Origin of the sequence: Rhodococcus sp. NPDC056960 (assembly GCF_042674125.1) — a bacterium.
Lineage (GTDB): Bacteria > Actinomycetota > Actinomycetes > Mycobacteriales > Mycobacteriaceae > Rhodococcus_F.
In genome coordinates, this window is record NZ_JBHURF010000011.1 from 63130 (window position 1) to 85732 (window position 22603).

23 protein-coding genes are annotated in these 22603 nt (G+C 68.4%); 21 read left to right on the forward strand and 2 right to left on the reverse strand.

Translation table 11 applies throughout. From position 1 onward, the window contains the following. Positions 1-64 precede the first annotated feature (64 nt). Positions 65-556 (reverse strand): inorganic diphosphatase, encoded by a 492-nt coding sequence (locus ACFTWF_RS18765; RefSeq protein ID WP_185727237.1) that lies wholly within the window; start codon positions 554-556, stop codon positions 65-67. 131 nt (positions 557-687) lie between these two features. Between ACFTWF_RS18765 and dacB the strand changes: the two genes are divergently transcribed. The 4 genes from dacB to hpt are packed head-to-tail and all read left to right on the forward strand — an operon-like array spanning position 688 to position 4664. Next, positions 688-2073 carry a D-alanyl-D-alanine carboxypeptidase/D-alanyl-D-alanine-endopeptidase gene (gene dacB, locus ACFTWF_RS18770; RefSeq protein WP_378462898.1) on the forward strand — a complete coding sequence of 462 codons (1386 nt, stop codon included), beginning with the start codon at positions 688-690 and terminating at the stop codon, positions 2071-2073. After that, on the forward strand, positions 2073-3119 hold the full coding sequence (locus ACFTWF_RS18775; protein WP_378462695.1) for a zinc-dependent metalloprotease: 1047 nt from the start codon (positions 2073-2075) through the stop codon (positions 3117-3119). The genes dacB and ACFTWF_RS18775 overlap by 1 nt, the downstream gene beginning before the upstream one ends. 8 nt (positions 3120-3127) lie before the next feature. Beyond that, positions 3128-4105: a tRNA lysidine(34) synthetase TilS gene (gene tilS / locus ACFTWF_RS18780; RefSeq protein ID WP_378462696.1), complete on the forward strand. Its 978-nt coding sequence runs from the start codon at positions 3128-3130 to the stop codon at positions 4103-4105. A gap of 4 nt (positions 4106-4109) precedes the next feature. Continuing rightward, the gene (gene hpt / locus ACFTWF_RS18785; protein WP_005244976.1) at positions 4110-4664 is read left to right on the forward strand and encodes a hypoxanthine phosphoribosyltransferase; all 555 of its coding nucleotides are present in this window, start codon (positions 4110-4112) and stop codon (positions 4662-4664) included. A gap of 10 nt (positions 4665-4674) precedes the next feature. Here the strand turns inward: hpt and ACFTWF_RS18790 are convergent, their stop codons facing one another. Next, positions 4675-6774, reverse strand: coding sequence for a serine/threonine-protein kinase (locus tag ACFTWF_RS18790; protein WP_378462697.1), 2100 nt, complete (start codon positions 6772-6774; stop codon positions 4675-4677). A 163-nt stretch (positions 6775-6937) separates the two neighbouring features. Here ACFTWF_RS18790 and ACFTWF_RS18795 point away from each other — a divergent pair, with 163 nt between their 5' ends. The 17 genes from ACFTWF_RS18795 to ACFTWF_RS18875 all read left to right on the forward strand — a co-directional run bounded on the left by ACFTWF_RS18795 (position 6938) and on the right by ACFTWF_RS18875 (position 22260). Next, entirely contained in the window at positions 6938-8281 is a 1344-nt protein-coding gene (locus ACFTWF_RS18795; protein WP_378462698.1) for an amidase, read from the forward strand. Between the two features lie 211 nt (positions 8282-8492). Beyond that, positions 8493-10811 carry an ATP-dependent zinc metalloprotease FtsH gene (ftsH, locus tag ACFTWF_RS18800; protein ID WP_378462699.1) on the forward strand — a complete coding sequence of 773 codons (2319 nt, stop codon included), beginning with the start codon at positions 8493-8495 and terminating at the stop codon, positions 10809-10811. A 60-nt stretch (positions 10812-10871) separates the two neighbouring features. Then, a complete protein-coding gene (gene folE / locus ACFTWF_RS18805; RefSeq protein ID WP_043826734.1) occupies positions 10872-11489 on the forward strand; it encodes a GTP cyclohydrolase I FolE in 618 nt (205 codons plus the stop codon). Continuing rightward, complete coding sequence (folP, locus tag ACFTWF_RS18810; protein WP_378462700.1) at positions 11486-12343, forward strand: dihydropteroate synthase; 858 nt, start codon at positions 11486-11488, stop codon at positions 12341-12343. The genes folE and folP overlap by 4 nt, the downstream gene beginning before the upstream one ends. After that, positions 12336-12698, forward strand: a complete 363-nt coding sequence (gene folB, locus ACFTWF_RS18815) for a dihydroneopterin aldolase (RefSeq protein ID WP_378462701.1) — start codon at positions 12336-12338, stop codon at positions 12696-12698. The genes folP and folB overlap by 8 nt, the downstream gene beginning before the upstream one ends. Further along, entirely contained in the window at positions 12695-13207 is a 513-nt protein-coding gene (gene folK / locus ACFTWF_RS18820; RefSeq protein ID WP_378462702.1) for a 2-amino-4-hydroxy-6-hydroxymethyldihydropteridine diphosphokinase, read from the forward strand. Before folB ends, folK begins: the two co-directional genes overlap by 4 nt. Before the next feature lie 20 nt (positions 13208-13227). Continuing rightward, positions 13228-13695 (forward strand): DUF3180 domain-containing protein, encoded by a 468-nt coding sequence (locus ACFTWF_RS18825; protein ID WP_378462899.1) that lies wholly within the window; start codon positions 13228-13230, stop codon positions 13693-13695. Between the two features lie 70 nt (positions 13696-13765). Beyond that, complete coding sequence (locus tag ACFTWF_RS18830) at positions 13766-14740, forward strand: DUF6779 domain-containing protein (protein ID WP_378462703.1); 975 nt, start codon at positions 13766-13768, stop codon at positions 14738-14740. A 144-nt stretch (positions 14741-14884) separates the two neighbouring features. After that, positions 14885-15811, forward strand: coding sequence for a Rossmann-like and DUF2520 domain-containing protein (locus tag ACFTWF_RS18835; protein WP_378462704.1), 927 nt, complete (start codon positions 14885-14887; stop codon positions 15809-15811). Between the two features lie 5 nt (positions 15812-15816). Next, a complete protein-coding gene (gene panC, locus ACFTWF_RS18840; protein WP_378462705.1) occupies positions 15817-16752 on the forward strand; it encodes a pantoate--beta-alanine ligase in 936 nt (311 codons plus the stop codon). 18 nt (positions 16753-16770) lie between these two features. After that, positions 16771-17217 (forward strand): aspartate 1-decarboxylase, encoded by a 447-nt coding sequence (gene panD / locus ACFTWF_RS18845; protein WP_072947359.1) that lies wholly within the window; start codon positions 16771-16773, stop codon positions 17215-17217. A gap of 3 nt (positions 17218-17220) precedes the next feature. Continuing rightward, entirely contained in the window at positions 17221-18036 is an 816-nt protein-coding gene (locus tag ACFTWF_RS18850; RefSeq protein WP_378462706.1) for a type III pantothenate kinase, read from the forward strand. Positions 18037-18158: 122 nt separating this feature from the next. Then, positions 18159-18692 carry a cysteine dioxygenase gene (locus ACFTWF_RS18855; protein ID WP_378462707.1) on the forward strand — a complete coding sequence of 178 codons (534 nt, stop codon included), beginning with the start codon at positions 18159-18161 and terminating at the stop codon, positions 18690-18692. After that, complete coding sequence (locus ACFTWF_RS18860) at positions 18689-19111, forward strand: rhodanese-like domain-containing protein (RefSeq protein WP_378462708.1); 423 nt, start codon at positions 18689-18691, stop codon at positions 19109-19111. Before ACFTWF_RS18855 ends, ACFTWF_RS18860 begins: the two co-directional genes overlap by 4 nt. 106 nt (positions 19112-19217) lie before the next feature. After that, positions 19218-20729 carry a lysine--tRNA ligase gene (gene lysS, locus ACFTWF_RS18865; protein WP_378462709.1) on the forward strand — a complete coding sequence of 504 codons (1512 nt, stop codon included), beginning with the start codon at positions 19218-19220 and terminating at the stop codon, positions 20727-20729. Positions 20730-20867: 138 nt separating this feature from the next. Continuing rightward, positions 20868-21218, forward strand: coding sequence for an Lsr2 family protein (locus tag ACFTWF_RS18870; RefSeq protein ID WP_005244957.1), 351 nt, complete (start codon positions 20868-20870; stop codon positions 21216-21218). Between the two features lie 100 nt (positions 21219-21318). Further along, positions 21319-22260, forward strand: a complete 942-nt coding sequence (locus ACFTWF_RS18875; protein ID WP_378462710.1) for an esterase/lipase family protein — start codon at positions 21319-21321, stop codon at positions 22258-22260. Positions 22261-22603 lie beyond the last annotated feature (343 nt).

The window sequence follows — 22603 nt, forward strand, 5'->3', positions numbered from 1 at the left end:
ACGACGGCGCCCAGCTCACCCCGTGACCGGGAGCCGGACGCCGTCGGCGTAATCGTCGGGAAACTCAGTGCCCGCCGTTGTCCTTCAGACGCTTCAGTGACGCCTCGACCTCGGCCTTCGCCTCGGCCAGCCCGACCCAGTCGGCGGCCTCGACGTGCTTGCCCGGCTCGAGGTCCTTGTAGTGGACGAAGAAATGCTTGATGGCGTCCAGTTCGAACTGCGGGACATCGCCGATGTCCTGGATGTGATCCCAGCGCGGATCGCCCGCCGGAACGCACAGCACCTTGTCGTCGCCGCCGGCCTCGTCGACCATCTTGAACATGCCGACCGGGCGTGCCTCGACGATGACGCCGGGGAACACGGACTCGGGGAGCAGGACCAGCGCGTCCAGCGGGTCGCCGTCCTCGCCGAGGGTGTTGTCGATGAAGCCGTAGTCGGCCGGGTAGCCGAACGCGGTGTACAGGTAGCGGTCCAGCTTCACGCGACCGGTCACGTGGTCGACCTCGTACTTGTTTCGCTGACCCTTGGGGATCTCGATGGTGACGTCGAACTCCACGCCGATTCCTCGCTGTCGTGTCGATGATGATTCGGGGAGAGGATATCGGGTCGAGGATAAGGTTGGGAGTCTGACCACCCACGAATCACAGTAAAGACGGAGGCGCGTTGCCGGGCCAGGGAAAGAAGAAGATGGGCTCGTTGGCGGGACGCCACCGTCGGAACATGCGAATCCTGTTCGCGTCGGTCGTCGTCGTGGTGCTCGCGATGGCGGCTGTTCTGGTGGTCGCGGTGACTGCACACAACGCGTCGGCGGGCCGGGGTGAACTGACGATCGCCCCGGAACCTGCGCCGATCATCGCGGCCCCGCAGGTCACGCCGGTCCCGGACGACGCCCCCATTCCGTCGGCGCAGGGAATTGCCGCGGCCGTCGGTCCGGCCGCCGCCAACCCGGACCTCGGCAAGTTCAGCGGAACCGTGGCCGACGCGGTCACCGGTCAGGTGTTGTGGAGCGTCAACCCGCAGACCCCGATGACGCCCGCGTCGACCACGAAGGTCCTCACCGCAGGATCCGCGCTGCTGTCGCTGCCGTCCGATCACCGCGTGTCGACGACGGTGGTGCAGGGGTCGGCTCCCGGCCAGATCGTCCTGGTCGCCGGTGGCGATCCCACCCTCACCGCGAAACCGGTCGGCGAGAACGGCTACTACCCGGGCGCGGCGCACATCTCGCAACTCGCCGATCAGATCCGGAATGCGGGCATCCAGGCGACGAGCATCGTCGTCGACACGAGCATCTATTCGGGCGACACCATGGCGCAGGGGTGGTTCCCGACCGACGTCGGTGCCGGATTCATCACCCCCACCGAACCGATCATGATCGACGGCGGCCGGTCCGACCCACTCGTCGACGAGTCGCCGCGCAGTTCGACGCCCGCACTGGACGCCGGGCGAACGCTCGCCGGTGCGCTCGGCATCGACCCGTCCGCGGTCGCGTCCGGTGTCGCGGCGCCCGGTGCGGCCACCGTCGCCAGCGTGCAGTCCGCGCCGCTGCGCGACCGATTGCAGCAGATGATGGAACACTCGGACAATGTGCTGGCCGAAGCGATCGGGCGGGAGGTTGCCATGAATGCGGGCGCGGAAGCATCGTTCACGGGAGCCGTCGCGGCCATCGGCCGGACGCTGTCCGGCGCCGGATTCGACCTGTCGGGGCTCACGCTGCACGACGCCAGCGGATTGTCCGTCGACGACCGGATCGCACCGCAACTGCTCGACCAGGTCCTGACGGCCGCCGCGGGTGACGGCAAACCCGCGCTCCGGCCGATGCTCGACTACCTGCCGGTGGCAGGCGCCACGGGCAGCCTGTCGGACCGGTACGCCTCCGGGAACCGCACCGGCGCCGGATGGGTGCGGGCGAAGACCGGCACCCTGTCCACGGCCAGCGCCCTCGCCGGGTACGTGGTGGATCAGAACGGGCGGGTTCTCACGTTCGCGCTGATGTCCAACGACCGGCCGCCGGAGGTCAGTCGTCCCGCCCTCGACGCACTGGCGGCTGCGCTCCGCACGTGCGGGTGTCAGTGATGGCCGCCGAGGGAAACGCCTTCCGCGGCGCCGTCGACTGGAACCTCGCAGCGAGGACCGGGGTGAAACTCGCTCGCAGCGGCCCGGCCACGTCGCGGTACACGGCCGAGACCGTGGTCGCGGAACTGGCCGACGCGTCGATGCGCGCCGAACTGCCCGTCCGGGAGGTGACCGGCCTCGCGGACGGGCTGCCCGTCCCGACCGCGCAGATCCTCGACCGGGCGGGCTGGATCCACGCCGCGGCGCACTCGATGTCGCAACTCACGGGCGGCGACGCCGCTCCCGGCCTGCTGGTCGGCAAACCGGCGGGCATCCAGGCCGGGGCGATGCTCGCGTACCTGTCCTCGGCGATCCTCGGCCAGTACGACCCGTTCACCGGTGACAACGGGACCCTGCTGCTGGTCGCGCCCAACGTGGTGTCCGTCGAGCGGACACTGCGGGTGCAGCCCAGCGACTTCCGGTTGTGGGTGTGCCTGCACGAGGTGACGCACCGGGTGCAGTTCTCCTCGTCGCCGTGGCTCACCGGGTACATGCAGCAGTCGGTGGAGACCCTCGGATCCGCCGACGACGAATCCGTCGCCGACATCGTCGGCCGGCTCTCCGCGGCGATCCGCGACCGGGGGCACACCGAACCGGACGAGTCCGGCGCACCCGGCGGCATCGTCGGACTGCTGCGCGCCACCCAGGCCGAGCCGCAGCGCGAGGCACTCGACCGGCTCCTGGTGCTCGGCACCCTCCTCGAGGGACACGCGGATCACGTGATGGACGCGGTCGGACCCGCCGTCGTGCCGTCGGTGGCCGCCATCCGCGCCGCGTTCGACAACCGGCGCCGCCGCAAGAGCAACCCCGTGCAGCGCGTCATCCGGGCGCTGCTCGGGATGGACGCGAAGATGGCGCAGTACGTGCGCGGCAAGGCGTTCGTCGACGCCGTCGTGGACAAGGTCGGGATGGAACGGTTCAACGTCGTCTGGACCGGCCCCGACACCCTGCCCCGACTCGCGGAGATCGACCATCCCGACGCCTGGGTGTCCCGGGTACTGGGCTGATCCGGGAGATGCTGCTTCCCGAGGAGCCGGCGATCCTCGAGGTTCGTCACGCCGTGCGGCGGTGGATCGCGGCGCACGCCCCGGACGGTGACGTCGCGGTAGGGCTGTCGGGCGGCGCCGACTCGCTCGCGCTGACGGCGGCGGCGGCCGCGGAGGCGCGTTCGGTCCGCGCCCTGGTCGTCGATCACCGGCTGCAGCCGGGGTCGGCTGACGTGGCCGGGGAAGCGGCCGCACGTGCGCGGGTCCTCGGCTGCGCGACCGCCGAGGTGCTCCCCGTCGACGTCACCGGGCCCGGTGGGCTCGAGGCCGCCGCCCGGCAGGCCCGGTACCGCGCCCTCGACGCGGCCCGCGGAACCCGCCCGGTGCTGCTCGGACACACCCTCGACGACCAGGCCGAAACGGTGCTGCTGGGGCTGTCGCGCGGTTCGGGCGGCCGATCCATCTGGGGGATGAGCGCTTACGACAGTCCGTGGGGACGACCGCTGCTGGACGTGCGGCGTGCGATGACCCGGCAGGCCTGCGCGGAGCTGGGCCTCGCCCCGCACGAGGATCCGCACAATTCGTCACCCGACTTCGTGCGGGTGCGGTTGCGCACCGAGGTGCTGCCGCTGCTCGAGGACGTCCTGGGCGGCGGTGTGGCCGGCGCCCTGGCCCGCACTGGCGAGCATCTGCGGGAAGAGGGGGCCGTGCTCGACGCGGCGGCCGCCGACCTTGCAGCGAAAGTCGTGGTGGACGGCGAAATCGACGCGGCTCTCCTCGCGCTGTCGGCCCCACCCGTGCGGCGGCGGGTTCTGCGCAGCTGGCTGCTGGGAGCGGGGGCGCGCGGGCTCGGAGACACCCAACTGCGGGCCGTGGACGACCTCGTCGCGCGGTGGCGCGGGCAGGGACACGTGGCGGTCGGGGGCGGAACACCGGACGCGAGGTTGGTGGTCCGCCGACGACGTGGCAGGCTGAACGTCGGATTGGACGACCAACGAAGGGTTTGATCGCGTGTACGAAGGCGACATCGCATCGGTACTGATCTCCGAGGACGAGATTCGTCGACGTACCGTCGAACTCGCCGAGGAAATCGCCAAGCGCTACCCGGAGGGCGCCCCGGAAGGGGATCTGCTCCTGGTGGGTGTCCTCAAGGGCGCCATCTTCTTCATGACCGACTTCGCGCGGGCCCTTCCCATCCCCACCCAGATGGAATTCATGGCCGTCAGCTCCTACGGGTCCTCCACGTCGTCGTCCGGCGTCGTCCGCATCCTCAAGGACCTCGACAAGGACATCGCCGGCCGGCACGTGCTGATCGTCGAGGACATCATCGACTCCGGTCTCACGCTGTCCTGGCTGATGCGCAACCTGTCCAGCCGTAACCCCGCCTCGCTCGAGGTCGTCACCCTGCTGCGCAAGCCCGACGCCATCAAGGTCGACGTCAACGTCGCGAACGTCGGCTTCGACATTCCCAACGAATTCGTCGTCGGTTACGGCCTCGACTACGCCGAGCGGTACCGCGACCTGCCGTACATCGGAACGCTCGAGCCGTCCGTCTACGGCGGCTGAGTTCGACCCGTCAGCGGACGGGGTCGTGGGACACGGCCAGCTCCAGCGCCCGGAGGTCCTGCTCCAGCTGCCGGAACAGCCAGTACACGCCGACGAACGCGAAGATGCCGCCGACGCACAGGATGCGGACCGCGATGATCACCAGCGTGATCTCGTCGGGCGACAGGAACGTCACCCCGGCCACCCCGGCCAGCGGAACCGACGCGGCCACGGCCAGGTACAGCGTGCTGCGACGGTCGAGACCCCGCAGCTTGTGGGCGTCGGCGCTGCTGGCGATGTCCTGCGGCAACAGGGTCGGGTAGATGCAGCGCACCGCGAAGAACGCGACCACGAAGAACGGGTACGCCACCGACACGGCGCCGCACACGATCAGTGACGCGATGAAGTGCACATACGCCCCCGGTGGCACGTTCCCCGCCGCGAGCTGCAGCGAAATCGGGTAGGCGATCCCCGCGATGAGCCACAACCCGAACACCACCAGCACCACGCGGTCGCCGAGCAGCAACGTGTCGGTGCGGGCACGGGCCAGCGCCTGACGGTCGTACGTCTTTCCCTTCCGCAGCCCCCGCGGAACGAGCAGCGGATACCGGCACCAGTACAGCAGCAGGATCGCGCCCAGCGGGAACGCGATCGAGTTGATCACCAGCTGGATCCCCTCGAACGACTGCTGGGCCTGCGGCGTCAGATTGCTGATGATCAGCATCTTGTTGTGGTGGTAGTTGTACGCGCCGGCCAGGGCGTTCGGCACCGCGATACCGATCACCAGAATCGGCAGCGCGAACCGGCGCAACCGCATGCGCCAACTGTTCGGCGGCGGATCGACGAGATCACGGGCCCGCGGGTTCAGGCACAGGTCGAACTGCTGGGCCAGTTCGGCGCCGGACGACCACCGGTCCGCCGGCTTGGGCGCCAGACACGTCAGCAGTACCCGGCGCAGCGACGGCGGGCAGTCGGCGGGCAACTGGTTCAGGAATTCCGGGTCGACGTCGCGGCTGCGGCTGTTGAGCATCGCCTCGAGTGCGGCGAGCGACTCGCTCGACACGTCCTCGTCCTGGAACGGGCGCCGTCCGCACATCAGCTCCCACAGCATCACGCCGAGCGCGAAGATGTCGCTGCGGGTGTCGAGGTCCGCCGCCGTTCCGGGCATTCCGCGGTGACACGCCTCGAGTTGCTCGGGGGACATGTAGGCGAGGGAACCGCCGAAGTAGGCGAGCGGGGACGCCCCGGTGACGGTGTCGCTGAAACTGATGTTGAAATCGGCGAGCTTGGGCACGCCCTCCGCCGTCAGCAGGATGTTGGCGGGTTTGATGTCGCGGTGCAGGACGCCGCGTTTGCCTGCGTAGTCGAGGGCCTCGGCCAGTCGCCGTCCCAGCCACGCGATCGTCTCCGGCCACGTCAGCGATGCGATCTCGTCCCGCACACTCGAGTCGGTGGGCCTGATCTCGCCCTTCTCCCGCATCTCCTCGTCGACCACGTCCAGCAGGAGCCTGCCGTTCCGGTCCTGTTCCGGGGTGACGCGGACACGACGCAGAACCCGCAGCAGCGTGCCGCCCGGCAGGTATTGCATGTACAGGAGGCGCAGCTGCCGGTCCTCGAGCAACCGCTGGTCGAACACCCGCACGATGTAGTCGTGGTCGAGTTGCGCGAGGGTCTGCGGCTCGTTTCCCTTGTCGTGCGAGATCTTCACCGCGACGAGCCGCTGCATCGACCGCTGGCGTGCCAGGAAGACCCGGCCGAACGCGCCGCTACCCAGACCCATCAGCAGGTCGAAGTCGTCGACCTGCTGCCCGACCTCCACGTCGTCGAGAGCCGCGCTGCTCGGCGGCGTCGTGATGAGTGTGTCCGGTTGCCGGGCCGTCACGGTCGGAGCGGCCGTCGCGGTCTGGTCGGCGGGTGCGGTGCGCTCGGCGGCGGCGGTCTGTTCCGCAGCAGCGGTCTGCTCGGCAGTCATCGTCAGTGCCGACAGGGTTTGCTCAGCGGTCACCGTCGACGGGCCGGCCGCGACCGTCGCTTCGCTGGTCTGTTCGGAGTTCGTGGCTCCGACGGTTCGTTCGGCAGAGTCCGATCCAGCGGCCGATCCGTCTCTGCCCGACCCGTTTCCTCTGTTCATTGCACATCGAGGGTTCTACTGGGCGGGTTCTCTGGGCACATCGAGTTGTCTGGAGCGGTGTGAAGAGTCCCAACCAGGGACAAGCGAATGGTAACCCCGCAGACCTACCGCATCCAGCGCGAATACTGGAAATCCCTGGTCCGCGGCACCATATACTCGTGAGATGGGGCATTCCCCGTTCACTCCCGCCGCCGTCGTCGCCGAGCAGGTCCGCTCGGGCGTCGCGAGCCCCGGGGAGGCCGTGGAGGCCTCGCTCGCCGCCATCGCGGAGCGTGAACCCAAGATCCGGGCGTTCGTCACCGTCCTCGAGGAGCAGGCCAGAGCCGACGCGGCAGCGCTGTCACGACGACCGGATCTGGCCACTCTTCCGCTGGCGGGAGTGCCTGTCGCGATCAAGGACGTCATCCCCGTGGCCGGACTGCCGATGCGCGAGGGATCGACGGCGACCAGCGCTGAACCGAGAGCTACCGATCACGCCGTCGTCGCACGACTGAAAGCGGCGGGAGCCGTGGTGGTGGGACTGACGACGCTCCCCGAACTGGCGGTGTGGGGATCCACCGACGCGCCCGGCCACATCACCCGCAACCCGTGGAACCTGTCCCGGACCTGCGGTGGTTCGTCCGGGGGCGCCGCCGCTGCCGTGGCCGCGGGAATGGTGCCGCTGTCCCACGGGACCGACGGGCTGGGTTCGATTCGCATCCCCGCGGCGAACTGCGGGGTGTTCGGCATCAAACCGGGCCGCGGGGTCGTGCCGTCCGAGCTCGGTGCCACGTCGTGGTTCGGGATGGCCGAGAACGGGCCGCTGGCCACGACCGTCGGCGACGCCGCCCTGATGCTGTCCGTGCTCGCCGACCGTCCCGACCTCGCCCGGATCGGCGCGTCGGAGCCGCTGCGCATCGCGGTGGCCTCAGGCTCGCCCACGTTCCTGGCCACGGTCGACCCGCAGTGGCGGGACGCGGCCGTCCGCGCCGGCACGGAGCTGACCGGTTCGGGGCACGACGTCGAACCGGCGACGTTGCCGTACCCGGTCAACCTGCTTCCCGTCCTCGCCCGCTGGACCGCGGGAACGGCCGCCGACGCGAAAGGGCTCGACCTGCGGCAACTGCAACCGCGGACCCGCAGGCATGTCGCGCTGGGCCGGGCACTGGGCCGATTCGTCCGCCCGGCGCAGGTCGACAAGCTCGAGGAGTCGCTGCGCGAGTTCTTCGAGAACTACGACGTCGTCATCACGCCCGCGCTCGCGCAGCCGCCGCTCGCGGCCACGGCGTGGAGTGAGCGGTCGTGGGCGTCGAACGTGGTGGCCAATGTGCGGTACGCCCCGTTCAGTGCGTTGTGGAACCTCGTCGGCTGGCCGGCGGCGAGTGTTCCGGTCGGCACGCACTCGCATTCGGGCACACCGCTCGCCGTGCAGATCGCGGCGCCGCCCGGCGGTGAGGCGAGAATCCTGGCACTCGCCGCCCACATCGAGCGGGTCGGCGGCTGGCCGAGGGTCGCGCCCGTCCGGTGAAACCCCGCACATTCGTATCCGGATCGAGTCCCGGGGAACCGATGGGCCTCCGTGTGCGTTGACAGAAGAGAGACCGCTCGCGACAGCGGTTGGCTGCTACCTGGAGTCGCCGGGGTGCCTTCGCGGTAACCTGGTTTGTCCGGTTGGCAGCCGGAAGGCGCACCCGGAAGACCCGCACTCTCGAAAGGACCGGCCAGCTCGGCCGACCTGTATGAACCGTAAGACTGTGTTTCGAAACCTGGCGATAGTCGCCGGCATCCTGCTGGTGATCTACGCCTTCAGCTACTTCGGCAACGACACGCGCGGATTCAAGAGTGTCGACACCTCGGTGGCGATCGCGCAGCTCGACGCCAACAACGTCGACAAGGCGCAGATCGACGACCGGGAGCAGCAGGTGCGCCTGTGGCTGAAGGACGGCAACGACGCCACCGACGGCAAGACCGAGATCCTCGCCAAGTATCCGGCGTCGGCGTCCGAGCAGATCTTCAACGAGATCTCCGACAAGGGCCTGCAGAGCTACAACACCACGGTCACGCAGGAGAGCTGGCTCACGTCCATCCTGCTGTTCGTCCTGCCGATGGTGATCCTGCTCGGCATCTTCTTCTTCGTGATGAGCCGCATGCAGGGCGGCGGTCGCGGCGGCGTCATGGGCTTCGGCAAGTCGAAGGCCAAGCAGCTGTCGAAGGACATGCCGAAGACGACCTTCGCCGACGTCGCGGGTGCGGACGAGGCCGTCGAGGAGCTCTACGAGATCAAGGACTTCCTGCAGAATCCGGCGCGCTACCAGGCACTGGGCGCGAAGATTCCCAAGGGCGTCCTGCTCTACGGCCCGCCCGGAACCGGTAAGACGCTGCTCGCCCGCGCGGTGGCAGGTGAGGCCGGGGTCCCCTTCTTCACGATCTCCGGTTCGGACTTCGTCGAGATGTTCGTCGGTGTGGGTGCGTCCCGTGTGCGGGACATGTTCGACCAGGCCAAGCAGAACAGCCCCTGCATCATCTTCGTCGACGAGATCGACGCCGTCGGACGCCAGCGTGGCGCGGGCCTCGGTGGCGGCCACGACGAGCGCGAGCAGACCCTCAACCAGTTGCTGGTCGAGATGGACGGTTTCGGTGACCGCACCGGCATCATCCTGATCGCGGCCACCAACCGCCCCGACATCCTGGACCCGGCGCTGCTGCGCCCGGGCCGCTTCGACCGGCAGATCCCGGTCGGCGCCCCCGACCTCGCCGGTCGCCGCGCCATCCTCAAGGTGCACTCGCAGGGCAAGCCGATCGACCAGCATGCCGACCTCGAGGGCCTCGCCAAGCGCACCGTCGGAATGTCGGGCGCCGATCTGGCGAACGTCATCAACGAGGCCGCGCTGCTCACGGCCCGCGAGAACGGCACCGTCATCACGGAGGCCGCGCTCGAGGAGTCGGTCGACCGCGTCGTCGGCGGTCCGCGCCGCAAGAGCCGCATCATCAGCGAGCACGAGAAGAAGATCACCGCGTACCACGAGGGCGGGCACACTCTCGCCGCGTGGGCGATGCCCGACATCGAGCCCGTCTACAAGGTCACCATCCTCGCCCGCGGCCGCACCGGCGGTCACGCGATGACGGTGCCCGAGGACGACAAGGGCCTGATGACGCGGTCCGAGATGATCGCCCGGCTCGTGATGGCGATGGGTGGCCGCGCGGCCGAGGAACTCGTGTTCCACGAGCCCACCACCGGCGCGTCCTCCGACATCGACATGGCGACGAAGATCGCCCGGTCGATGGTCACCGAATACGGCATGAGCGCCAAGCTGGGCGCGGTGCGGTACGGGCAGGAGGGCGGCGACCCGTTCCTGGGCCGCTCGATGGGTCAGCAGTCCGACTACTCCCACGAGGTCGCGCGCGAGATCGACGAGGAGGTGCGCAACCTCATCGAGGCCGCGCACACCGAGGCGTGGGCCATCCTCAACGAGTACCGCGACGTGCTGGACATCCTGGCCACCGAACTGCTCGAGCGCGAGACCCTCACCCGCAAGGATCTCGAGAAGATCTTCCACAGCGTCGAGAAGCGCCCCCGCATCACTGCGTTCAACGACTTCGGCCACCGGACCCCGTCCGACAAGCCGCCGGTCAAGACGCCGCGGGAACTCGCCGTCGAGCGTGGTGAGCCGTGGCCCCAGCACCCCGAACCGGTGTTCGCACAGCAGCAGTCGCAGCCGGTCCCGCCTCAGCAGCAGTACCCGCACCCGGCGCCCGCCAACGGCTACTCCCAGCCGGCGCCGACCCGGCCGCAGGGTGGGATGACGCAGCCGCGTCCCGATTACGGCGCCCCCGCGGGCTGGTCCGCTCCGGGCTGGCCGCCCCGCGATCCGGGCAACCAGAACCCGGAGGGTCAGTACCCCGGTAATCAGGGTCCCGTGAATCAGGGGCCCGGCAATCAGGGGCCGAGTAACCAGGGTCCTCCGGGGAACCAGTGGAACCCGCCGCACGAGCAGCGCGGCACCGGGGACGACGACGCGCAGACGAGGCCCTGGAAAGGACCGGACGGATCGAACTGATCCGCCCGACACTAGGCTGTTGCTTCGGGACGGTCGGTCCCGGTACTGGAGGAGTTTCGGTTGTCGGTGAATCATCTCGGTAGTGAGCCCGTCGCACTCGAGACAGGCCGGGTGTTCGATCAGCCGCGGGCCGAGGCGGCGGTGCGTGAACTGCTGATCGCGATCGGTGAGGACCCGGACCGTCCCGGACTCCGCGACACACCGGCCCGGGTTGCCCGGTCGTATCGGGAGGTCTTCGCGGGCCTCTACACCGACCCGGACACCGTCCTGAACACGACGTTCGACGAGGGGCACCAGGAATTGGTGCTGGTCCGCGACATCCCGCTGTACTCCACGTGTGAGCACCATCTCGTGTCGTTCCACGGCGTCGCTCACGTCGGGTACATCCCCGGCCGGACGGGCAAGGTGACGGGGCTGTCGAAGCTGGCCCGCGTCGTCGACCTGTACGCCAAGCGTCCACAGGTCCAGGAGCGGCTGACCAGCCAGATCGCCGATGCGGTCATGCGCAAGCTCGACCCGCGCGGCGCCATCGTGGTCATCGAGGCCGAGCACCTGTGCATGGCGATGCGGGGAATCCGCAAGCCCGGTGCGAGTACCACCACCTCCGCGGTGCGTGGTCTGCTCCAGTCCAGCGCGGCCTCACGTTCCGAGGCTCTGGACCTTATTCTGCGGAAGTGACCGTGATCGAGTTGCCCTCGCCGGGCCGAACCGTGGTGATGGGCGTCCTCAACGTCACCACCGATTCGTTTTCCGACGGGGGCCGTTTCCTCGATCGCGACGCGGCGCTACAACGCGGTCTCGAGCTGAAGCGTCTCGGCGTCGACATCGTCGACGTCGGCGGCGAGTCCACCCGACCCGGCGCGGCCCGGGTCGATCCCGACGTCGAGGCCGCACGGGTCGCACCCGTGATCGCGGACTTGGTGCGCGAGGGTATCTGCGTCAGCGTCGACACGATGCGGTCCTCCGTCGCGGAGGCCGCGATCGAGGCGGGCGCGTCGATCATCAACGACGTGGCCGGTGGCCGCGCGGATGCGGCGATGGCGTCGGTCGTCGCGAACGCCGGGGTGCCGTGGATTCTGATGCACTGGCGTTCGGCTGCCGACTACGTGCACCGCGGTACCGCCGACCATTACGACGACGTGGTCCGGGAGGTCCGGGACGAACTGATGACCCAGGTCGACCTGGCCGTGAAGGCCGGGGTGGATCAGGGTTCCCTGGTGCTCGATCCGGGTCTCGGTTTCGCGAAGAACGCCGACCACAACTGGGCGCTGCTGAAGGCGCTGCCCGAATTCAACGAGCTGGGTTTCCCCGTGCTCATCGGAGCCTCCCGCAAACGATTCCTGGGCGCGCTGCTGGCGGACGCGGACGGCGAACCCCGGCCACCGGCAGGCCGGGAGACCGCGACGGCCGTCGTGTCGGCGCTGGCCGCGACGCACGGCGCGTGGGGAGTGCGCGTGCACGACGCGCAGGCGTCCCTCGACGCCATCGCTGTGGCCGAGGCCTGGACAAAGGGTGCAGCCGGACGTGAGTGATCGAATCGAGTTGCGCGGCTTGAAGGTTCGTGGCAACCACGGCGTCTTCGAACACGAGAAGCGGGACGGTCAGGACTTCTACGTCGACATCACCGTCTGGATGGACCTCGCGGTCGCGGCCGCGTCGGACGACCTCGCCGACACCCTCGACTACGGCGGGCTGGCCGAGCGCGCGGCCGCGATCGTCGCCGGTCCGCCGCGGGACCTCATTGAAAACGTGGCCGCGGAGATCGCGGACGGGGTGATGACCGACCCTCGCGTCCGGAGCACCGAGGTGGTGTTGCACAAGCCGTCCGCGCCGATCCCGCTGACCTTCGCGGACGTGGCGGTGGTTGCACACAGGTCGAGGCCATGAGCCGCGCGGTGCTGTCGATCGGGTCGAATGTCGGCGACAGCCTGGCCCATCTGCAGTCCGTCCTCGACGGGCTCGACGGCGCGGTCGTGGCCGTCTCGGCGGTGTTCTCGACGGCGCCGTGGGGCGGTGTCGAGCAGCAGGACTTCCTCAACGCGGTCGTCCTCGTCGACGACCCCGCGCTCGACGGCTACGGCTGGTTGCGGCGCGGGCAGGAACTAGAGACGGCCGCCGACCGGGTGCGCACCGAGCGGTGGGGCCCGCGCACGCTCGACGTCGACGTCGTCACGTGCGGCGACGTTCGCAGCGACGACCCCGGACTGACCTTGCCGCACCCGCGGGCGCACGAACGCGCCTTCGTGCTGATTCCGTGGCTGGACGTCGACCCCGAGGCCGTGCTGCCCGTGGACGGGGCGAGCACCCGGGTGGACTCGCTGCTGGCACTGCTGGACGAGGACGAACGGGCCGGTGTGCGCCGGACGGACCTCGTCCTGAACCGGCGGTCGCGATGAAGCCGGAACCGACGGGCACGATGAAACCCACCCGGATCTGGGATCTGCTGTTCCTGGCCGCTCTCGCCCTCGCCGCTACCTGGATTCTGGTTCGCGTGTTCTACGGGTCGTTTCCCCCCATTCCCGTGTACGCCGGGGCATCGCTGTATCCGGTCGCGCTGATCGAGGTCGTTCTCGCGTTCATGGTGCGATCCCGGGTCAGCAATCATCAGGTGGGCGACGGCCCGCGTCAGCTGCACCCCATCACCGCCGCCCGGGTGGCGGCGCTCGCGAAGGCGTCCGCGCTCGTCGGTGCGGCGACGGCCGGCGTGTGGGGCGGTTTCCTGCTGTACCTGCTTCCGCAGCGTTCGGTGCTCCGGGCGGCGGTCTCGGACAGCCCCGGAGCGTGGGTGGGTCTCGTCGCCGCATTGGCGCTCGTCGGCGCGGCACTGTGGCTGGAACACTGCTGCCGCACCCCCGACGACCCGTCGGACGAGCCGGCGCATTAGGACTGTGGGGGATCGCCGCAGGTCGGATGGAATGCGCGGCGCACCCTTGTGGGCCAAGTACCCTGGCACCATGACGAATCCTGGTCGCCTGAAGTCTGCGCGCCGCAACAGGCGCAGCGCGAGCCAGATGATCGTTGCGGGGTTGCTGGCTCTCGCGGTGATCGCGTCCCTGTTCCTGATCTTCAGCGACAGCGTCCAACTCCTGAGAGTGGGCCTGGTGGCGGCACTCTGGGCCGCGACGATCGGTGCCATCGCGATGACGAAGTACCGGCGCGAGTCGGCGCTGGACAAGGCGAAGGTCAACGATCTGCAGACCGTGTACGAGTTGCAGCTGGAGCGGGAGATCTCGGCGCGGCGCGAATACGAACTCACCGTGGAGAAGCGGGTGCGCAGCGAAGTGCGCGCCGACGCCGACGAACTTGCCGCGCTGCGGGCCGAGCTCTCGTCGCTCCGCAAGAATCTCGAGGCGTTGTTCGACGGCGCGATGCCGACCGAACGGATCGCGCTGCGTGCGGATTCGACGCGTGTGCAGGAACTCGCCGGGGGCTCGTACAGCAGCTATCAGCCTGCCGCGTCCGGCCTGTACGTCCCGGGTGCGGGACACGCCGCCGGGGCGGGGCATCAGAGCGGTTCGGCTCAGCAGTCGCAACCGTTCGCGAATCCGGACGACGATCCGGTCACCGCCGAGACGTCGATCGTGGAGCCCCTCGACGCCGGCCGAGTCGAACCCGAAATCGAGGTCGAGCCGGAACCGGAGCCCGTCGCCGAGGTGGTGCCCGCGCCGAAGCCTGCACCGAAGCCCGAACCGAAGCCTGCACCGAAGGCCGAATCGAAACCCGCACCGAAGCCCGAACCCGAGGTCGAGGCGGAAGCGGAGCCCGAACCCGAACCCGAGGGACGTCGCGGGCGTCGGCGGGCGGCCGAGGACGAAGAACAGTCCGGCGCGCATTCGAACGGGCTGTCCGTCGCCGAGATCATGGCGAACATGCAGTCGGTATCGGGGTCCGCCCAAGCCGGCGGCGGCAGGCGTCGCCGCGCCGAATAGCGTCGGACGCGCCCGGGACAACCCGCACGGTGTGAGGCATATATCACTCTGCCGGCGCATGGCGGGGTGCGTTCGAGCCGGGCTATCCTCACCTGGAACGTCTGGTACCCGCCGAGCGGGACTGGAACGAACGAGAGGACGAAGGTGACCTCTTTCGGGATCACTAATGGCCCTGCGCCTGCGAGGTTGACGGTAGGAATCGTCTCCGCCGGCCGGGTCGGTACAGCAATCGGTGCCGCGTTGGAGCGGGCAGGTCACGTCGTCGTCGCCTGCTCGGCGGTTTCCGACGCGTCACGTCACCGGGCACGCACCCGGCTCCCCGAGACCGAGGTCCTGCCGGTGGCAGAGGTCGCCGCGCGCTCGGAACTGCTGATCCTCGCAGTTCCCGACGCCGAACTGCCGTCGCTGATCGCGGGCCTGGCCTCCACCCGGGCTGTCCCCAACCGCGCGATCGTGGCCCACACGTCCGGAGCCAACGGCATCGGAATCCTCCAACCGCTCACCGAGCAGGGCATCGTGCCGCTCGCAATCCACCCGGCGATGACGTTCACCGGGCACGACGAGGACACCGTCCGTCTCTCGTCCGCGTGTTTCGGCGTCACCGCCGCCGACGACATCGGGTACGCCATCGGGCAGTCGCTGGTGCTCGAGATCGGCGGGGAGCCCGTCCGGGTCCGCGAGGACATGCGGCCGCTCTACCACGCCGCGCTCGCCCACGGCAGCAATCATCTCGTCACGCTCGTCGTCGACGCCGTCGCCGCGCTGCGGGTCGCGCTCGAAGGCCAGGAACTGCTCGGTCAGGAATTGATCGGCGACGAGCCCAACGGTCTGGCCGAACGTGTTCTGCAGCCGCTGCTCTCGGCGGCACTCGACAACGCGCTGCGGCGCGGACCGTCGGCTCTGACGGGGCCCGTCGCACGGGGCGACTCCCAGGCGGTGGCCACGCACCTGCGGGTACTCGAGGAAGTCGATCCGCAGATCGCGGCCGGCTACCGCGCCCTCTCACTGCGGTCGGCGCAACGCGCCGGCGCGTCACCCGAACTGCTCGACATCCTGGAAGACCGGAGGTGAGTTCCGTGAGCGATCTGCACGGCGGATACAAGCGCGGAGAACTGACCGTGCACCACGACCCGCAGATTCTGACGCGGGTCTCGAAGGCGCTGCGCGGCGTCGGTCGTCAGGTCGCGCTCGTGCCGACGATGGGGGCCCTGCACACGGGCCACCTGGAGCTGGTGCGTCAGGCCAAGCTGACCGGCGCGGTGGTGATCGTCTCGATTTTCGTCAACCCGTTGCAATTCGGGGCGGGCGAAGACCTCGACGCCTACCCGCGCACCGTCGACGCAGACCTCGAACTGCTGCGCGAGGCGGGAGTCGAGCTGGCGTTCGTGCCCACCGCGGCCACCATGTACCCGGCAGGACCGCGGACGACGATCCTTCCCGGACCGCTCGGCGCCGAACTCGAGGGCGCGTCTCGGCCGACGCACTTCGCCGGCATGCTGACCGTGGTCGCCAAGCTGCTGCAGATCGCCGCGCCGCACGCCGCGTACTTCGGCGAGAAGGACTACCAGCAGCTGACGCTGATCCGGCAGATGGTGACCGATCTGAACTTCGACGTCCGGATCATCGGGGTGCCCACCGTGCGTGAGCACGACGGACTCGCGCTGTCCTCGCGGAACCGTTACCTCGATGAGGCGCAGCGCAACGCGGCGACCACATTGTCCGCGGCGCTGATCGCGGGGGCGCACGCCGCCGCCGGTGGCGCCGAGGCGATTCTGGCCACCGCCCGCGAGGTGCTGGCGTCGACCCCCGAGGTCGACGTCGACTACCTCGAGGTGCGGGGCGTCGATCTCGGTCCCGCCCCCGAGCGGGGAGACGGCCGGCTGCTCGTCGCAGCCCGGGTCGGAACCACCCGCCTGATCGACAACGTCGGTGTCGCCGTCGGCACCGGATTTCTCGAACGTGACACCGAGGCGTCGGACCCGTCCACGCCGGACGAGCTTCTTTCCCGCTAGAAGAGTAAGGACCGGAACATGTTTCGCACCATGATGAAGTCGAAGATCCATCGCGCCACCGTCACCCACGCCGACCTGCACTACGTGGGTTCGGTGACGGTCGACCAGGATCTGATGGACGCAGCAGACCTGCTCGAGGGCGAGCAGGTGTGCATCGTCGACATCGACAACGGCGCGCGGCTCGAAACCTACGTCATCGCCGGCGAGCGGGGGAGTGGCGTCATCGGAATCAATGGTGCCGCTGCGCATCTGGTCAAGCCCGGCGACCTCGTCATCCTCATCGCCTACGGCGTCATGAACGAGCAGGAAGTGCGGGACTACGAACCGCGTGTCGTGTTCGTCGACGCCGCCAACACGCCGGTCGAACTCGGCGCCGACCCGGCCCACGCGCCGGAGGGCTCCGGCCTGATCACCCCGCGCATGCTGTCGACGCTCGACGCCGAGCGCGAATCCAGTCTGGTCTGACCCATGCTCCTCACCGTCGACGTCCGGAACACCAACATTGTTCTCGGACTGTTCACCGGTACCGGTGAACACTCGAAGTTGGTGCAGGACTGGCGGATGCGCACCGACGCGAGGATGACGGCCGACGAGCTGGCCCTGATCTTCCGCGGGCTTCTGGGCCGGCACACCGACCAGATCACCGGTGTGTCCGCGCTGTCGACGGTGCCGTCGGTGCTGCGGGAGATCCGCGTGATGCTGACGCGGTACTGGGGGCACGTGCCGCACGTGCTGGTGGAGCCCGGGGTGCGAACCGGTGTCCCGCTGCTCGTCGACAACCCCAAGGAGGTCGGCGCCGACCGGATCGTGAACAGCCTTGCCGCGCATCACCTCTACGATGCGCCGTGCATCGTGGTCGACTTCGGGACCTCCACGTGCGTCGACGTCGTGTCCGCGAAGGGCGAGTTCCTCGGCGGCGCCATCGCGCCCGGTCTCGAGATCTCCTCGGACGCCCTCGCGTCGCAGTCGGCGGCGCTGCGCAAGGTCGAACTGGTGCGTCCCCGCTCCGTCGTCGGCAAGAACACCGTCGAGTGCATGCAGTCGGGTGCGGTGTTCGGGTTCGCCGGCCTCGTCGACGGACTGGTGCGTCGCGTGCGCAGGGAACTTCCCGCGTTCTCCGGTTCCGATGTGGTGGTGATCGCGACCGGTGACCGTGCGCCGCTGATCATGCCCGAGACCGAGACCGTCGACGAGCACGAGCCCGACCTCACCCTCGAAGGGCTGCGCCTGGTCTACGAGCGGAATCAGGCCCGCCGGGGAGCGCGTCGCAGTCCGCTCGAGTGATGGGTTCCCTCTTCGTGGAAGTTATGTCAGAATGGTCCCCGTGAATCTCTGCACGAGTGCTCAGGAGTGTTGTCGAGGCTGAACGCTGCCTTGACCAATTCACACTTCTGGGAGTCTCTCTCGTGCTCGCAACGTATTCTTCTGCATCTGTACCCACCCGTCTTCGCCCGGCCGATCTGCTGCGCATCACCGATCAGGGTGCCTCCGAGGTCCTCGACGGCCGCCACGACGTGCTACTTCCGCAGAGGTGGCCCACCGACGAGCGCTGGTCGACCCGGCTCTACTCGGACGACGACGTGGATGTCTGGCTGATCAGCTGGGTTCCCGACCGGAACACCGAATTGCACGACCATGCAGGCTCTTTCGGCGCGCTCACCGTTCTCAGCGGCGCCCTGTCCGAGTTCCGTTGGGCGGGTGACCGACTGCGTCACCGTGTCCTCGGCGCGGGCGATCAGGCGTCGTTCCCGCTCGGCTGGGTCCACGACGTGGTGCGGGCGCCCGACGCACCCGGGGCGGAGGTGGTGACACCGACGCTGAGTGTGCACGCCTACTCACCGCCCTTGTCTGCCATGTCCTATTACGAGGTCACCGACCACGGCACCCTGCGCCGTACCCGGACCGAGCTCACCGATCTCCCCGAGGGTGGTTCGAAGTGAACATCGACCAGATGCTCGAAGAGGCCCGCACCCAGATCGACCGCATGTACGCGTTCGAACTGCCCGAGGCCGTGGCGCGCGGCGCGATCGTCGTGGACATCCGGCCGCAGGCGCAGCGGGCGATCGAGGGAACACTGCCCGGCGCGCTCGCCATCGAACGCAACGTTCTCGAGTGGCGCTGCGATCCCACCAGCTCGGCGCACCTGGCGCTGGCCGTCGATCACGACGTCGAGTGGATCATCGTCTGCTCCGAGGGCTACACCTCGAGTCTCGCCGCGGCGGCCCTGCAGCAGCTGGGCTTGCACAAGGCGACCGATCTCGTCGGCGGGTACAAGGCGATCAAGGCGGCGGGACTGCTGGGGTCGCTCGTCGCGACGCGGCACTGCGCGCGGGAGCTGGCCACCGTCTCGGCCCACTGACGGCGAGCCCTCTCGGCCCACTGACGGCGAGCCGTCTCGGCCCACTGACTCAGTACGCTGACCTCGGAATAGGGGGACGCGGGGCTGTCGATTAGGCTGGTGACCCGTGAGTGAAGTAGCAGCCCAGCCAGTCGACGACACCCCCGAGCAGCTTCGGATCCGCCAGGAGAAGCGTGAGCGCATCCTCGCGGAGGGGCGCGAGGCGTACCCGGTGTCGGTGGCGCGCACCCACTCGCTGGCGGAGATCCGGGCCAAGTATCCGGAACTCGAGCCCGACACGGCCACCGGCGACCAGGTCGGTGTCGTGGGCCGGGTGATCTTCGTCCGGAACACCGGCAAGTTGTGCTTCGCGACGCTGCAGGAAGGCGACGGCACCCAGCTGCAGGCGATGATCAGTCTCGCCGCGGTCGGGGAGGACGCGCTCGCGTCCTGGAAGGCCGATGTCGACCTCGGTGACTTCGTGTTCGTGCACGGTGAGGTGATCAGCTCCCGTCGCGGTGAGCTGAGCGTGATGGCCGATTCGTGGCAGATCGCGTCCAAGTCGCTGCGGCCCCTCCCGGTTGCGCACAAGGAGATGAACGAGGAGTCCCGCGTCCGGCAGCGTTATGCCGATCTGATCGTGCGCGCGGAGGCGCGGGAGAATGCGCGCAAGCGGGTGGCGGTAGTTCGTGAGCTTCGGAACGCGCTCGAGCGTCGCGGGTTCCTCGAGGTCGAGACGCCGATGCTGCAGACGTTGCACGGCGGCGCCGCGGCGCGGCCGTTCGTCACCCATTCCAATGCGCTCGACATCGATCTCTACCTTCGAATTGCGCCCGAGTTGTTCCTCAAGCGGTGCGTTGTCGGCGGTATCGAGAAGGTGTTCGAGATCAACCGGAATTTCCGCAACGAGGGTGTCGATTCGACGCACTCGCCGGAATTCGCGATGCTCGAGACGTACGAGGCGTACGGCACCTACGACGATTCGGCCGCCATGACTCGCGAGCTCGTCCAGGAAGTGGCGCAGGCCGCTTTCGGTTCACAGATCGTCACCCTCGCGGACGGCACCGAATACGACCTCAGTGGTGAATGGAAGACCCTCGAGATGTACCCGTCGCTGTCGCAGGCGATCGGTGTCGAGGTGACCCCCGATACGACGGTCGAGGAATTGCTGGCTCTCGCCGAGAAGGTGGGCCTCGAGGTCCCCAAGGACAAGGGTTACGGGCACGGCAAGCTCGTCGAGGAACTGTGGGAACACCAGTGCGGTGATCAGTTGTTCGAGCCGACGTTCGTCCGTGACTTCCCGGTCGAGACGTCACCGTTGACCCGTGACCACCGCAGCAAGGCGGGCGTCACCGAGAAGTGGGACCTGTACATTCGCGGATTCGAGTTGGCCACGGGCTATTCGGAATTGGTGGACCCGGTCATCCAGCGTGAGCGGTTCGTCGATCAGGCGCGGCTCGCGTCGGCCGGTGACGACGAGGCGATGGTCCTGGACGAGGAATTCCTCGCGGCGATGGAGCAGGGAATGCCGCCGACCACCGGTACCGGAATGGGAATCGACCGTCTGCTCATGGCTTTGACGGGATTGGGAATCCGGGAAACAATCCTCTTTCCCATTGTTCGTCCTTCTTCTCGCTGATTCACCAGGGTGAATTCACGCGGTTGAATTAGATCCATTCCTCGTATTCCGATTCGGAAGAACAGGGGTATGGTTACCTCCGGGTCGTAGCTCACGTTGACGATGAGATGTCGCTTCATTCGAGAGGAAATTCATCCCATGGCAAAGAAGGTCACTGTCACCCTGATCGACGATGTCGATCAAGAGGCGTCTGCCGACGAGACGGTCGAGTTCGGACTCGACGGTGTTCAGTACGAGATCGATCTTTCCTCGGAGAATGCGGCGAAATTGCGCGAGCAGCTCGATGTGTGGGTTTCTCACGCCCGCAAGGTGAGCTCGCGCAAGCGCGGCAAGGCGGTCGCGGCTCCCGCGGCCACCAAGTCCCGAGTTTCGGTCGATCGCGAGCAGAGTGCCGCCATCCGTGAATGGGCGCGGAAGAACAACAAAAAGGTTTCTGCCCGTGGACGTATCTCCGCCGAAATAATCGACGCCTACAACAAGGCGAACTGAAAGTTAGCTGGGAACAGAATTCTCTGATTCGCTCCGCGAAGCGACCTGGGCTGTTACCGTCCCGCTCTGATCCGATAATCGGGTAAGGCTGGGGGTAGCTGTGCGTCGCTTCGTGTCCGTGTCGGGAATCCTGTTCCTGGCATTCGTGATGTGGGCGGGCGCGGGGGTGGCGACCGCGGCGCCCGTCTATCCGGTTCCGGACTCCTTCCTCGCCGGTGTGCCGCTCGAACTGGGAAATCCGGGCGGTTCGGCCCCCGGTTCGAACGACTGGACCTGCCGGCCGAGTGACGCCCACCCCGAACCGGTGGTCCTCGTCCACGGCACCGGGGGCGCGCGCCAAACCAACTGGGCGGTATATGCACCGCTTCTCGCCAACGAGGGCTACTGCGTGTACTCCCTCACATACGGCAATTTCCCCGACCTGCCGTGGCCGCTCGACGCGATCGGCGGGATGACACCGATCGACACCGGCACCGCTCAGATCGCCGCCTTCGTCGACGAGGTGCTGTCGAGTACGGGGGCGTCGAAGGTCGACCTGGTGGGACATTCCCAGGGCACCGTGCAGGCGAACAATTACGTGAAGTTCTTCGGCGGTGCCGGCAAGGTCGCGAAGATCGTGTCGCTCGCACCGCCGTGGCACGGCACGTACGGAAACGATCAGGTCAGTGCCGGCCGGTTCATGCGCTCGCTCGGCATCGACGACGAGGTGGCGGCCGGTTTCCCTGTCTGCGGGGCCTGCCCCGAGATGCTGCAGGGTTCGGCGTTCATCGACCGGATGCGTGCGGGCGGCGTCTACGCGCCCGGCATCGACTACACGAACATCACCACCCGCTACGACGAACTCGTCGTCCCGTACACGAGCGGCCTCGAACCGGGACCGGACACCACCAACATCGTCGTACAGGACGGATGCGAGCAGGACTACTCCGATCACGTCGCGGTGGCGGGTTCGGCACGCGCCGCGGGTTTCGTCCTGAACGCGCTCGATCCCGCGCATCCGCGCGACGTGCCGTGCCGGTTCGTCGCCCCCGTCGCGGGGTAGCCGCCCCGGACTGCATTCCGCTGCGCCGCCGGTTACCCGGGGAGCTCCGACCAACCCGCTGGTATGGACGCCGACGCCGACCGAAACGAACGGGTAGCGAATTCACAGCTCGCCGACATACCCTGTCCGGATACGCAGGCCTCGTGCCCTTCGGGGTGCGGGCCGCCGACCTCGGTTACTCCGGTGGCTACGAAAAGGTGGTCCGAATCGCCTCCGCTCGACCTGTTCGCTCCAGGCGTACAGCGAAAGGGAAACGATTGCCGGAGCTGGGGCGTTGAATACGGATAAGCAGGCCTGCTCTCCCACCTAAAGGGGTGGAGGGGCAGCAGGTCGATCGGCAGCC